The organism is Nocardioides pini (assembly GCF_026712185.1).
In the GTDB taxonomy this organism is placed as follows: Bacteria; Actinomycetota; Actinomycetes; order Propionibacteriales; family Nocardioidaceae; genus Nocardioides; species Nocardioides pini.
Window position 1 is genome coordinate 1,106,863 of sequence record NZ_JAPPUX010000001.1, and the last position, 13,466, is coordinate 1,120,328.

General features: G+C 72.6%; 12 protein-coding genes. 11 read left to right on the top strand and 1 reads right to left on the bottom strand.

The window, feature by feature from the left end; genetic code table 11:
• Positions 1 to 132: 132 nt before the first annotated feature.
• Positions 133 to 630, bottom strand: a complete 498-nt coding sequence (locus NYO98_RS05415; RefSeq protein WP_268110497.1) for a thioesterase family protein — start codon at positions 628 to 630, stop codon at positions 133 to 135.
• 94 nt (positions 631 to 724) lie between these two features.
• Here NYO98_RS05415 and argS point away from each other — a divergent pair, with 94 nt between their 5' ends.
• From argS to NYO98_RS05470, 11 genes are all read left to right on the top strand, one after another.
• Positions 725 to 2,380: an arginine--tRNA ligase gene (argS, locus tag NYO98_RS05420; protein WP_268110498.1), complete on the top strand. Its 1,656-nt coding sequence runs from the start codon at positions 725 to 727 to the stop codon at positions 2,378 to 2,380.
• Positions 2,381 to 2,386: 6 nt separating this feature from the next.
• Positions 2,387 to 3,790 carry a diaminopimelate decarboxylase gene (gene lysA, locus NYO98_RS05425; RefSeq protein ID WP_268110499.1) on the top strand — a complete coding sequence of 468 codons (1,404 nt, stop codon included), beginning with the start codon at positions 2,387 to 2,389 and terminating at the stop codon, positions 3,788 to 3,790.
• Entirely contained in the window at positions 3,790 to 5,103 is a 1,314-nt protein-coding gene (locus NYO98_RS05430) for a homoserine dehydrogenase (RefSeq protein ID WP_268110500.1), read from the top strand. The genes lysA and NYO98_RS05430 overlap by 1 nt, the downstream gene beginning before the upstream one ends.
• Entirely contained in the window at positions 5,100 to 6,194 is a 1,095-nt protein-coding gene (thrC, locus tag NYO98_RS05435; protein ID WP_268110501.1) for a threonine synthase, read from the top strand. Before NYO98_RS05430 ends, thrC begins: the two co-directional genes overlap by 4 nt.
• Positions 6,194 to 7,090: a homoserine kinase gene (gene thrB / locus NYO98_RS05440; RefSeq protein ID WP_268110502.1), complete on the top strand. Its 897-nt coding sequence runs from the start codon at positions 6,194 to 6,196 to the stop codon at positions 7,088 to 7,090. The genes thrC and thrB overlap by 1 nt, the downstream gene beginning before the upstream one ends.
• 193 nt (positions 7,091 to 7,283) lie before the next feature.
• Complete coding sequence (gene rho / locus NYO98_RS05445; RefSeq protein WP_268110503.1) at positions 7,284 to 9,179, top strand: transcription termination factor Rho; 1,896 nt, start codon at positions 7,284 to 7,286, stop codon at positions 9,177 to 9,179.
• Between the two features lie 131 nt (positions 9,180 to 9,310).
• Positions 9,311 to 9,535 (top strand): 50S ribosomal protein L31, encoded by a 225-nt coding sequence (gene rpmE, locus NYO98_RS05450; RefSeq protein ID WP_186341633.1) that lies wholly within the window; start codon positions 9,311 to 9,313, stop codon positions 9,533 to 9,535.
• An 85-nt stretch (positions 9,536 to 9,620) separates the two neighbouring features.
• On the top strand, positions 9,621 to 10,694 hold the full coding sequence (gene prfA / locus NYO98_RS05455; RefSeq protein ID WP_268110504.1) for a peptide chain release factor 1: 1,074 nt from the start codon (positions 9,621 to 9,623) through the stop codon (positions 10,692 to 10,694).
• The gene (prmC, locus tag NYO98_RS05460) at positions 10,695 to 11,540 is read left to right on the top strand and encodes a peptide chain release factor N(5)-glutamine methyltransferase (protein ID WP_268110505.1); all 846 of its coding nucleotides are present in this window, start codon (positions 10,695 to 10,697) and stop codon (positions 11,538 to 11,540) included.
• 5 nt (positions 11,541 to 11,545) lie between these two features.
• Positions 11,546 to 12,202, top strand: coding sequence for an L-threonylcarbamoyladenylate synthase (locus NYO98_RS05465; RefSeq protein WP_407673848.1), 657 nt, complete (start codon positions 11,546 to 11,548; stop codon positions 12,200 to 12,202).
• 5 nt (positions 12,203 to 12,207) lie between these two features.
• A complete protein-coding gene (locus NYO98_RS05470) occupies positions 12,208 to 13,389 on the top strand; it encodes an MraY family glycosyltransferase (protein ID WP_268110507.1) in 1,182 nt (393 codons plus the stop codon).
• Positions 13,390 to 13,466 lie beyond the last annotated feature (77 nt).

The following is a 13,466-nucleotide window of genomic DNA, read 5'->3' on the forward strand; positions in this document are numbered from 1 at the left end:
CTGCGTCAGCAGGGACGGGCGGTCGGACGCACAGTACGAATAGGCACAGGGTCCCGCCGATCGCGCTCACGTGGGCTGCTTGTTCCATTGACCTAGGACCGGTGCCTGGCGCACCAATAGGGACACACCCAGTCAGCGCAGGGCGAGCGACCCGGACGTGTCGGCCGGGAACGGCAGGGCCTCGTGCTCGGCGATCCGGGCGTCGAGCTTCGACGCGACCTCCTCGGGCCAGGGCGCCGTGCGGCGGGTCTCGAGGTCGATGTGCAGGAAGATCTCCTCGACCACGCAGGCCACCTGCTGGTGGGTCTCGTCGAGCAGGTAGATGAGCACGTGGGCGGCCCGCTCGGAACGGCCGAGCAGGCGCACGCGCGCCGACATGGTGTCGCCGGTGCGCAGCTCGTTGAGGTAGGTGACGTGGTGCTCGGCGGTGAAGCACGCGTGGCCGTGGGTCAGCGGCCACATCTGCGGGATGCCGACCTCCACGAGCGACTCGTCGAGACCCTCGCTGGCGATGCCGATGTAGTGGCGGACGTTGAGGTGCCCGTTGATGTCCTCGAAGGGCATCGGCACGGGCTGCTCGACGTAGGCCGGGAGGTCGCTCAGCTGGTCGTAGGTGGGGTGCGTCGTCACGCCCCGAACCCTAGGGCAGGACCAGCGGCGGGCCGACGGGCCACGGCGTGAAACCGGTTCGGCCCCGGCCACGGCCCGCCGATAGGCTTGCCCGGTGAATCCCGATCAGCTCTCCGAGACCATCGTCGACGTGCTGGAGGCCCTCGTGGCCGATGGCGCGATCACGCTGCCCGACGGCGTGCCGGCCCAGGTCACGGTGGAGCGACCCCGGCAGAAGGGGCACGGCGACTACGCCACCAACGTGGCGCTGCAGCTGGCCAAGAAGGCCGGGACGAACCCTCGCGCCTTCGCCGACCTCGTCGCCGAGCGGCTGCGGGCCGCCGACGGCGTCGCCGAGGTCGAGGTCGCCGGACCGGGCTTCCTCAACGTGACGGTCGAGGCCGGCGCCCAGGGCCAGGTCGCAGCCGACATCGTCGCGGCGGGGACGGCGTACGGCTCCTCCGACGCGTTCGCGGGGGAGAAGATCAACCTCGAGTTCGTCTCCGCCAACCCCACCGGCCCCCTCCACCTCGGGGGCGTGCGCTGGGCCGCGGTCGGGGACGCGCTCGGCCGGATCTTCGAGAAGACCGGTGCCGACGTCACCCGCGAGTACTACTTCAACGACCACGGCGCCCAGATCGACCGCTTCAGCTCCTCGCTGCTGGCCAGCGCCAAGGGAGAGCCCGCCCCCGAGGACGGCTACGGCGGCCAGTACATCCACGACATCGCCGCGGCGGTCGTCGAGCGTCGTCCCGACGTCAAGGACCTCGACGACGCGCAGGCGCAGGAGGTCTTCCGCGAGGTCGGCGTCGACATGATGTTCGACGAGATCAAGAAGTCGCTCCACGACTTCGGGGTCGACTTCGACGTCTACTTCCACGAGAAGTCGCTCCACGACTCCGGCGCGGTCGAGCGCGCCATCGAGCGGCTCACCGAGATGGGCAACACCTACGAGGCCGACGGTGCCCTCTGGCTGCGCACCGAGAAGTACGGCGACGACAAGGACCGGGTGATCATCCGGTCCAACGGCACCCCGGCCTACATCTCCGGCGACCTCGGCTACTACCTCGACAAGCGCGAGCGCGGCTTCGACCGCTGCTTCATCATGCTGGGGGCCGACCACCACGGCTACGTCGGCCGGATGAACGCGATGTGCAGCGCCTTCGGCGACGAGCCGGGGAAGAACCTCGAGATCCTCATCGGGCAGATGGTCAACCTGCTGAGGGACGGCGCGCCGCTGCGGATGTCGAAGCGTGCCGGCACCGTCGTGACGATCGACGACCTCGTCGACGCGATCGGCGTCGACGCCAGCCGCTACGCGCTCGCCCGCTACCACAGCGACAGCCCCATCGACATCGACCTCGACCTCTGGTCGCGGGCCACCAACGACAACCCGGTCTTCACCGTCCAGTACGCCCACGCGCGGGTGTCCAGCCTGATGCGCAACGCCGCCGACCTCGGCGTCACCCCCGAGTCGCACCCCGAGCTGCTCACCCACGAGAAGGAGGGTGAGCTGCTGCGCGCGCTCGCGGAGTTCCCGCGGGTCGTCAAGGCGGCCGCCGAGCTGCGCGAGCCGCACCGCGTGGCGCGCTACCTCGAGGAGCTGGCGGGCACCTACCACCGCTTCTACGACAGCTGCCGGGTCCTGCCCCGCGGCGACGAGGAGACCTCCGACCTCCACCGGGCGCGGCTGATGCTGGTCGACGCGACGCGGGTGGTGCTCGCCAACGGCCTCGACCTGCTGGGCGTGTCGGCTCCCGAGAGGATGTGATCGGGCGTGCCCACCGCACACCCGTCCGGTTGGGCCCACGCGGACGGCGCCCTGCGCGGGCCGCACTGGCTGCGTGAGCCGAGCGACCCCGACGCGCTCGTCCCGCTGCTCTGGTCGCGGACGGCGACGAAGTCGGACGGTGTCCTGAGCATCGGCGGGGTGCCGCTGCCCGAGCTGGTGCGCGAGCACGGCTCGCCGGCGTACGTCCTCGACGAGGCCGACTTCCGCAGCCGCGCCCGCGCCTTCCGGGACGCCTTCGCCGACTACGACGTCTTCTACGCAGGCAAGGCCTTCCTCTGCACCACCGTCGCCCGGTGGCTCGCGGAGGAGGGGCTCTCGCTCGACGTCTGCTCGGGCGGCGAGCTGGCCGTCGCGGAGCGGGCCCGCTTCCCGATGGAGCGGGTCGGCTTCCACGGCAACAACAAGACCCTCGGCGAGCTCGAGCGCGCCGTCGAGCTCGGCGTGGGGCGGGTCATCGTGGACTCCTTCACCGAGATCGAGCGCCTCGCCGACGTCGCCGCCGAGCTCGGCCGCACGGTGGGGGTCATGGTGCGGGTGACCGCGGGCGTCGAGGCCCACACGCACGAGTACATCGCCACCGCCCACGAGGACCAGAAGTTCGGCTTCTCGATCGCCAGCGGCGACGCGCTCGAGGCCGTCCGCCGCGTGCACGCGGCACCGTCCCTGCGGCTGCTGGGCCTGCACTCCCACATCGGCAGCCAGATCTTCGACACCTCCGGCTTCGAGGTCGCGGCCCGCCGGGTGCTCGCGCTCCACGCCCGGGCGATCGAGGAGGTGGGCGTCGAGATGCCCGAGATGGACCTCGGTGGCGGCTTCGGCATCGCCTACACCACCCAGGACGACCCGTCCGACCCCGCGCAGCTGGCCACCGAGATCACCAAGATCGTCGAGCACGAGTGCCGTGCCCTCGAGATCGCGCTCCCGCGCCTGTCGATCGAGCCGGGGCGCGCGATCGTCGGTCCGTCGATGTGCACCGTCTACGAGGTCGGCACCGTCAAGGACGTCGCCCTCGACGGTGGGGCCCGCCGCACCTACGTCTCCGTCGACGGCGGGATGAGCGACAACATCCGCACCGCCCTCTACGACGCCGACTACTCCGCGACGATCGCGTCCCGCCCGTCCGGCGGACCCCCCGCGCTGTCGCGCGTGGTCGGCAAGCACTGCGAGGCCGGTGACATCGTGGTCAAGGACGAGTTCCTGCCCGCCGACGTGCGTCCCGGCGACCTCCTCGCCGTGCCGGGCACGGGCGCCTACTGCAGATCCATGGCGTCCAACTACAACCACGCCCTGCGTCCTCCGGTGATCGGAGTTCGGGACGGGAAGACTTTCACCGTCCTGCGACGAGAGACTGTCGCCGACCTGTTGGCGACCGATGTGGGTGTTCTCTGATGAGTGAGGGTGACAAGCGGCTCGGTGTCGCCGTTCTGGGCTGTGGTGCCGTCGGCTCCCAGGTGGTGCGGCTGCTGAGCGAGCAGCGCGACGACCTCGCCGCCCGGGTGGGCGCGCCCGTCGAGCTGGTCGGGGTCGCCGTACGACGCCTCGACGCGCCCCGTGACGTCGACGTGCCCGACGGCCTGCTGACGACCGACGCCCACGGCCTGGTGGCCCGCGACGACGTCGACCTCGTGGTCGAGGTGATCGGTGGCATCGAGCCCGCCCGGTCGCTCATCCTCTCCGCGCTCGACAACGGCGCCAGCGTCGTCACGGCCAACAAGGCCCTGCTCGCCGAGGACGGCCCGACCCTGTTCGAGGCGGCCGCGAAGGCGGAGCGCGACCTCTACTACGAGGCGGCCGTCGCCGGCGCGATCCCGATCCTGCGGCCCCTGCGCGAGTCGCTGGCGGGCGACCGCGTCACCCGGGTGCTTGGCATCGTCAACGGCACGACCAACTTCATCCTCGACAAGATGGACACCTCCGGAGCCGGCTTCTCCGAGGCCCTGGAGGAGGCCCAGGAGCTCGGCTACGCCGAGGCCGACCCGACGGCCGACGTCGAGGGCTTCGACGCCGCGGCCAAGGCGGCGATCCTGGCGAGCCTGGCCTTCCACTCCCGGGTCACCGCCGCCGACGTCCACCGCGAGGGGATCTCCGAGGTCACCGCGGCCGACGTCGCCAGCGCCCGCGACATGGACTCGGTCGTCAAGCTGCTCGCCATCTGCGAGCTGCGCCCCGGTCCCGACGGGCAGGAGCAGGTCGCCGCCCGCGTGCACCCGGCCATGATCCCGCGCTCCCACCCGCTGGCGAGCGTCCGCGAGGCCTACAACGCCGTCTTCGTCGAGTCGGAGGCCGCCGGGCAGCTCATGTTCTACGGCCCCGGAGCCGGTGGCGCGCCGACGGCGAGCGCCGTGCTCGGCGACCTCGTCACGGTCGCGCGCAACCGCCTCGCCGAGACCCGCGGTGCCGGTGAGTCGGCCTACGCCGACCGCGCGGTGCTGCCCATGGGGGAGACGCGGACCCGCTACCACGTGGCGATCGACGTCGACGACCGCGCCGGCGTGCTCGCGGCGGTCGCCAACGCCTTCGCCGACCACGACGTGTCGATCCAGACCGTGCGCCAGGAGGGCCGCGGCGCCGACGCGCAGCTCGTGGTCGTCTCGCACGCGGCGCCCGACGCCGCGCTCAGCGCGACGGTCGAGCAGCTGCGCAACATGGACATCGTCCGTGAGGTCACCTCGGTGATGCGCGTCGAGGGAGGGGACGAATGAGCGCCGACGGCATGGCCGACCGGGTGGGCACCCACCAGTGGCGCGGCGTCATCGAGGAGTACCGCGACCTGCTCGACCTCCCCGCGGGGATGCCCGCCGTGACGCTCCGCGAGGGCGGCACCCCGCTCGTCCACTCCGAGTGGCTCTCCGGGCTGACCGGGGGAGAGGTGTGGCTCAAGGTCGAGGGCGACAACCCGACCGGCTCGTTCAAGGACCGCGGCATGACCGCCGCGATCTCCCACGCCCGGCACCTCGGCGCGAAGGCGGTCGTCTGCGCCTCGACGGGCAACACGTCGGCGTCGATGGCGGCGTACGCCGCGAAGGCCGGCCTCAAGCCGCTCGTGCTCATCCCCGAGGGCAAGATCGCCGCGGGCAAGCTCGCCCAGGCGGTCGTGCACGGCGCCCAGGTGATCATGGTCCGGGGCAACTTCGACGACTGCCTCTCGATGGCCATCGGCCTCTCGAAGGGCTACGCGGTCGAGCTGGTCAACTCCGTCAACCCGGTCCGCCTGCAGGGGCAGAAGACGGCGTCGTTCGAGATCGTGGACTTCCTCGGTGATGCCCCCGACGTCCACCTCCTGCCGGTCGGCAACGCGGGCAACATCTCCGCCTACTGGCTCGGCTACCAGCAGTACGCCGACCTGGGTCGCGCAACCAGGCGCCCGAGGATGCTCGGCTTCCAGGCCGAGGGCGCCGCACCGCTGGTGACCGGCGAGCCGTTCCCCGACCCGGAGACGAAGGCGACCGCCATCCGGGTCGGCAACCCCGCGTCGTGGCACCTCGCCGAGCAGGCGGCCAAGGAGTCCGACGGCGGCTTCGCCGCGCTGTCCGACGCCCAGATCCTCGCCGCCCAGCTCGAGCTCGCGCGCAACGACGGCGTCTTCGTGGAGCCCGCCTCGGCCGCGGGCGTCGCGGGCCTGCTGGCCGCGCTGGCCTCCGGGCAGGTGTTCACCGGCGCCACGGTCGCGATCACGGTCACCGGCCACGGACTCAAGGACACCGCGACCGCGCTGGAGTCCTGCGGGGACATCGTCGACACGGTCGTCGACGCCGACGTCGCCGCGGCTGCCGCCGCCGCCGGCCTCGCCTGATGGTCCAGTTCGTCGACGGGCCGGTGCGGGTCTCGGTCCCGGCGACCTCGGCCAACCTCGGCCCGGGCTTCGACAGCCTCGGCCTCGCGCTGTCGCTGCGCGACGAGCTCGAGGCGGAGGTGCTGCCCGACGGTCTCGTCGTCGAGGTCGAGGGTGCCGGCGCCGACGGCGTGCCCCGCGACGAGTCGCACCTGGTGGTCCGCTCCATGCGCGCGGCCTTCGAGCTGATGGGGGGCCAGCCGCCCGGCCTGCGCCTGACCTGCCACAACGTCATCCCGCACGCCCGTGGCCTCGGCTCCTCGTCGGCGGCGATCGTCGCCGGCGTGGTCCTCGCGCGGGGGCTCGTCGCGGGCGGGCAGCTGCTCGCCTCCGACGAGGCGCTCTTCGACCTCGCGGCCGACCTCGAGGGCCACCCCGACAACGTCGCCCCGGCGTTCTACGGCGGGTTCGTGATCTCCGGCCGCGAGGACGGGCACTGGTACGCCGTCCGCGCCGGCGTCGACCCCCGGGTCACCGCCGTCGTCTTCGTCCCGCCCACGGGGGTCGAGACGACGGTCGCGCGCGGCCTGCTCCCGGACGCCGTCCCGCATGCCGACGCCGCCGCCAACTCCGGGCGCGCCGCGCTGCTGGTGGCCGCCCTCAACGGCCAGCCCGAGCACCTGCTCGCCGCCACCCGTGACTGGCTCCACCAGGACCAGCGCGAGCCCGCCATGCCCGAGACGCTGGCGCTCGTACGACGCCTGCGCGCCGAGGGCGTGCCCGCCGTCGTGTCCGGCGCCGGGCCCACCGTGCTCGCCCTCGGGCCCGCCGACACCGCCGACCTGCTCGCCCGGTGCCCCCGTGGCTGGACGCCGCACCGGCTCTCGATCGACGTCGACGGCGCCCGGGTGAGCTGACCGCCGCGCGACGCGCGTTCGCGGCGATGACCGACGGTGGACGGGTGCCCTGCTAACCTGACCGCGCGCCGATCGGCGTACCTGCCCGTCCCCGTCCTCGCGATGTCACGAGGTCCGCGTGGACGGGACCCACCATCCGCCTCACCGGCCGTTCGACCGGTCCGGGAGGCGACGCGACGTGCGAAGGATCCACGTGACCGAGACCCCCTCTGCTTCCGCGGAGAACGCTGCCACCAAGCCGGCGAAGAAGTCGGGTGGCCTCAGCTCGATGCTGCTCGCCGACCTGAAGTCGATGGCTGCCGGCCTCGGCATCGCCGGCGCCGGCTCGATGAAGAAGGCCCAGCTCGTCGACGCCATCCGGGCCAGCCAGTCCGGCGGCTCGACCAACGACCGGGCCGCCCAGCCGGCCGCCGCGCCCGCACCGGAGCAGGTGAGCGCCTCCGCGGACGTGCCGAAGGCGGCCGACGAGCCCGCGCCGCAGACGACGGTGCGCACCCGCACCCGCAAGCAGCGCCAGGCCGAGCAGCAGGCCGAGCGGGCGGAGCAGCAGGCCGAGCACACGCCCGAGCAGAAGTCCGACCAGAAGTCCGAGCAGAAGTCCGAGCAGAAGTCCGAGCAGGCGTCCGAGCAGGCCTCCGGCAAGCAGGACCAGAAGAAGTCGGACAAGCAGCAGGGCCAGAAGCAGGACCAGAAGCAGGACCAGGGCCAGCGGCAGGGCAAGCAGAACCAGCAGGGTCAGCAGAACCAGCAGGCCAAGCAGGACCAGCAGGGCCGGCAGGACCGCGACCAGGGCCAGCAGGGCGGCCAGCAGGGCAAGCAGGACCAGCAGGGCCGGCAGGACCGCGACCAGAACCGGCAGGACCAGAGCCGGCAGGACCAGCACCGGCAGGACCAGCACCTGTCGGACGACGACGAGGACGGCGAGGGCGGCAGCCGTCGCAACCGCCGCCGCCGCGGCCGCGACCGTACGACGACCCGTCAGGGCGGCGGTCGCAACGAGCCCGACACCACGATCCTCGAGGACGACGTCCTGGTCCCGGCCGCGGGCATCCTCGACGTGCTCGACAACTGCGCGTTCGTGCGCACTTCGGGCTACCTGCCCGGCCCGGAGGACGTCTACCTCTCACTGTCGATGGTCCGGAAGTACCACCTGCGCCGCGGTGACGCCGTGGTCGGCCAGGTGCGCCAGCCGCGTGAGGGCGAGCGCCGGGAGAAGTTCAACCCGATGGTCCGCATCGACAGCGTCAACGGCACCGAGGCCGAGGGCGCCAAGGAGCGCCCGCAGTTCGCCGACGCCGTCCCCGTGCACCCGCACCGCCGGCTGCGCCTGGCCTCGGACGCCGACCTCATCGGCCGCGTCGTCGACGTCGCCGCCCCGGTGGGCAAGGGCCAGCGGGGCCTGGTCCTCGCGCCGCCGCGCACCGGTGCCACGACGCTCCTGCAGTCGATCGCCCAGTCGGTCACGGCCAACAACCCCGAGTGCCACGTCATGGTGGTGCTGGTCGACACGCGCCCGGAGGAGGTCACCGACTACCAGCGCGCAGTCAAGGGCGAGGTCGTCGCCTCGACCTTCGACCGGCAGCCGGCCGACCACACCCTGGTCGCCGAGCTGGCCATCGAGCGCGCGAAGCGGCTCGTGGAGCTCGGCCACGACGTCGTCGTCCTCCTGGACTCGCTCACCCGCCTCGGACGGGCCTACAACCTCGCCGCGCCGGCCAACGGCCGGGTCCTGGCGGGCCTCGTGGACGCCTCGGCGGTCCACCCGACGAAGGAGTTCTTCGGTGCGGCCCGCGCGGTCGAGGACGGCGGCTCGCTGACGATCCTGGCGACCGTGGCCGTCGGCACCGGCTCGGCGACCGACGAGTTCTTCCTCGAGGAGCTCTCGGGCGCCGCCAACCTCGAGCTGGTGCTGAGCGCGGAGCGCGCGGCCAAGGGCATCGTGCCCGCGGTCGACGTGACGGCCTCCGGCACCCGGCACGAGGAGAGGCTGCTCGCCCCGGCCGAGGGTGCCGTCGTCGGGGACCTGCGCAAGCAGCTCGCCGCCGCCGACTCCCCGCAGGCCGTGACCAAGGTCGTCGGCGCCCGCTGATCCGGGGGTTCCCGAGCGGGAATCCATGGATTGGCGCCGTTGTTCAGAACGGTGGCACACTTGTGCGCCGGCTCCGGTTCACGTCATCACGCGATCCACGCGGGCGACCCGGAGCAATTCGAGAGGACACCATGAAGAAGGACACCCACCCCGAGTACGTCGAGACCCAGGTGACCTGCACCTGTGGCGCGTCGTTCACCACCCGCAGCACCGCGACCTCCGGCTCGATCCACGCCGACGTCTGCTCGCAGTGCCACCCGTTCTACACCGGCAAGCAGAAGATCCTCGACACCGGCGGCCGCGTCGCCCGCTTCGAGGCCCGCTACGCCAAGAAGGCCCCGGCCGAGAAGAAGTAGTCCACGTCAGGCGCCGGTCTCCCGCACACCGCGGGTGGCCGGCGCCTTGTCGTCTGCCCGCCCCGACCCCACCCGAGGAGCACCGTTGTTCGAAGCCGTCGACGGCATGCGCGAGGAGCACGCCGACCTCGAACGACGCCTCGCGCTCCCGGAGACCCACGCCGACCAGCGCCTCGCCAAGCAGCTCAACCAGCGCTACGCCGAGCTGACGGCCGTCGTCACGACCTGGCAGGAGTGGCTCCGCCTGGGCGACGACATCGGGGCCGCCCGCGAGCTGGCCTCCGACGACCCGGCCTTCGCGCAGGAGGCCGACGACCTCACCGCCCGGCGGGACGCCGCCGGGGAGCGGCTGCGGCGGCTCCTGGTGCCCCGCGACCCCTCCGACGGCAAGGACGCGCTGCTGGAGATCAAGTCGGGGGAGGGCGGTGAGGAGTCCGCGCTCTTCGCCGGCGACCTCCTGCGGATGTACTCCCGCTACGCCGAGACCCGCGGCTGGAGCGTCGAGGTGCTCGACGCCACCGAGTCCGACCTGGGCGGCTACAAGTCCGTCACCGCGGCGGTCAAGGCACGCGGGACGGTCGAGCCCGGCCAGGCGCCGTACGCCCTGCTCAAGTTCGAGGGTGGTGTGCACCGGGTCCAGCGGGTGCCCGTCACGGAGTCGCAGGGCCGGGTCCACACCTCCGCCGCGGGCGTGCTCGTCATGCCCGAGGCCGAGCAGGTCGACGTCACCATCGACGACAACGACCTGCGCATCGACGTCTTCCGCTCCAGCGGCCCGGGCGGCCAGAGCGTCAACACCACCGACTCGGCCGTGCGGATCACCCACGTGCCCACCGGCATCGTGGTGAGCTGCCAGAACGAGAAGAGCCAGCTGCAGAACAAGGAGCAGGCCATGCGCATCCTCCGCGCCCGGCTGCTCCAGGCGGCGCAGGACGCCGCCGACGCCGAGGCCAGCGTGGCCCGCCGCTCGCAGGTGCGCACGGTGGACCGCTCCGAGCGCATCCGCACCTACAACTACCCGGAGAACCGGATCTCGGACCACCGCACGGGCTACAAGGCCTACAACCTCGACCAGGTGCTCGACGGCGACCTCCAGCCGGTGCTCGACTCGTGCGTGGAGACCGACATGGCCGCGCGGCTCGCGGCGCTGGAGTCCTGAGTGCGCGCCAGCCTCGCGCGGCGTGAGGGGGCGATCCGGCTCCGCGACGCCGGGGTCGTCTCGCCCGAGCGCGACGCCGACCTCCTCCTCGCGCACGTGCTCGACGTGCCGCTGGGCCGGCTGCCGCTGGTCGACGACCTCGGGCCGGGGGAGCAGGAGCGGTACGACGCCCTGCTGGCGCGCCGCGCGGCCCGCGAGCCCCTCCAGCACCTGACCGGCACCGCGGCGTTCCGCCACGTCGAGCTGGCGGTCGGCCCCGGGGTCTTCGTGCCGCGCCCGGAGACCGAGCTGCTTGCCGGGTGGGCCATCGAGCAGGCGCAGTCCTTGGCGGGGACACCCGTGGTGGTCGACCTGTGCACCGGGTCGGGTGCGATCGCGGCGGCGGTCAAGGACGAGGCGCCGCACGCCGACGTGCACGCGGTCGAGATGAGCCCCGACGCCTTCCGCTACGCGCAGGACAACCTCTCGGGGGTCGGCGGGGTCGACCTCCGGCTGGGCGACGCCTTCGAGGCCTTCGACGACCTCGCCGGCACCGTCGACGTGGTGGTCTGCAACCCGCCCTACGTCCCGCTCGAGGCGTGGGAGTCGGTCGCCGTCGAGGCGCGCGACCACGACCCCCACCTCGCGCTGTTCTCGGGGCACGACGGTCTCGACGCGATGCGGCTGCTCGAGCGCCGGGCGGCCGCCCTCCTGCGACCCGGGGGAGTGGTCGGGGCCGAGCACGCCGACGTGCAGGGTGCCTCGGCGCCGGCCGTCTTCTCGGCGACCGGGCGGTGGCTCGAGGTCCGCGACCACCTCGACCTCGCGGGTCGGCCGCGCTACCTGACCGCGCGACTGGCACGATGAGCGGCGTGGACAGGCTTGCGACCTCGACCGAGGAGGAGCGGGAGGCGGCGGTGACCGCCGCCGCCGGCGCCGTACGACGGGGGGACCTCGTGGTCATCCCCACCGACACCGTCTACGGCATCGCCGCCGATGCGTTCTCGCACGAGGCCGTACGACGCCTCCTGCAGGCCAAGGGCCGCGGCCGCGAGATGCCGCCGCCCGTCCTCGTCTCCGCCGCTACCACCCTCGACGCGCTCGCCGAGAGCGTGCCGACGTGGGCGCGCACCCTCGTCGAGGAGTTCTGGCCGGGCCCGCTCACGCTCGTGTGCCGCCAGCAGGGCTCGCTCATGTGGGACCTCGGGGAGACCCGCGGCACGGTCGCGGTGCGGATGCCGGACGACGAGGTCGCCCTGGCCGTCCTCGAGCGGACCGGTCCGCTCGCGGTCAGCTCGGCCAACCTCACCGGCCGCCCCGCCGCCACCGACGCCGACCAGGCCGAGGAGATGCTCGGCGACGCCGTCGCGGTGATCGTCGACGCCGGCACGTCCCCGGGCGGCGAGGCCTCCACGATCATCGACGTCACGGTCCCCGAGGGCCGGGTGCTGCGGCTCGGCGCGCTGTCGCTCGAGCGGCTCAACGCGGCGATCGAGGAGCACGGGGTCGTGCTCGAAGACCAGGGCTAGGCCGGATGCGGGAGTACCTCCTCGTCTTCCTGGTCGCCCTGTCGGTGACCTACCTGCTCACGGTCGTCGCGCGGGAGATCGCGCTGCGCACCGGAGCCGTCGCCGCGGTCCGCGACCGCGACGTCCACGCCGAGCCGATCCCCTACCTGGGCGGGCTGGCCATGCTCGGCGGCCTCTACGCGGCCTACCTCGTCGCCCGGCACCTGCCGTTCCTGTCCACCAGCGAGGAGTTCGTCTTCCCCGACGCGGGCGCGGTGCTGCTCGCGGGGGCCCTGGTGTGCGCCGTCGGCGTGATCGACGACATCTTCGAGCTGGACGCCCTCACCAAGCTCGGCGGGCAGGTCCTCGCGGCGGGCCTGCTGGTCACGCAGGGGGTGCGGTTCTACTACTTCCCGGGAGCGGACGGCACGCAGTTCTCGCTCGACGACGTGCAGGGCGCCGTGCTCACCCTCGTCGTGGTGATCGGCACGATGAACGCCGTCAACTTCGTGGACGGCCTCGACGGGCTCGCCGCCGGCGTGGTGGGCATCGGTGCGGCGGCGTTCTTCCTCTACTGCTACTTCGCCTCCGCGCAGGCCAACCTCACCCTCGCCACGACCGGCGCGCTGCTGAGCGCCGCGCTCGCCGGGGCGTGCGCGGGCTTCCTGCCGCACAACTTCCATCCGGCCAGGCTCTTCATGGGCGACTCCGGCTCGATGCTCATCGGGCTGGTGCTGTCGGCGAGCGCGCTGACCCTGACCGGGCAGTTCGTCGGCATGCCGGAGACGACCGGCAACAGCCTGTTCGTGACCGTGCTGCCGGTGCTGCTGCCGATCTCGCTGCTGATGGTCCCGATCGTCGACCTGGTCCTGGCCGTCGTACGACGCACGCGTGCCGGTCGCTCACCGATGAGCGCGGACAAGCAGCACCTCCACCACCGCCTCCTCGAGATCGGGCACTCCCAGCGACGTGCGGTGCTGATCATGTGGATGTGGGCCTTCACGATCGCGACCGGTGCGGTGCTGGTCAGCCTGTTCGACGATCCCCTCGTGTGGTGGAGCCTCGGCACCATGATCGTCCTGACGGTCGCCCTCACCTTCGTGCTGCCCAAGCTGCACCGACCCCGCAAGACCGGCCTCGGTGACACCGGGCTGCCGGAGAACGCCTCGGTCGAGGGGCGGGCGGAGGAGCCCGTCGCGGAACCCTGATTTCAGCGCCCCGGCGACCTTGTGATAGTTTTCACGAGCAGCCGCGAGGACCCCTCGGAGGGTCCGCCGGATGCGTC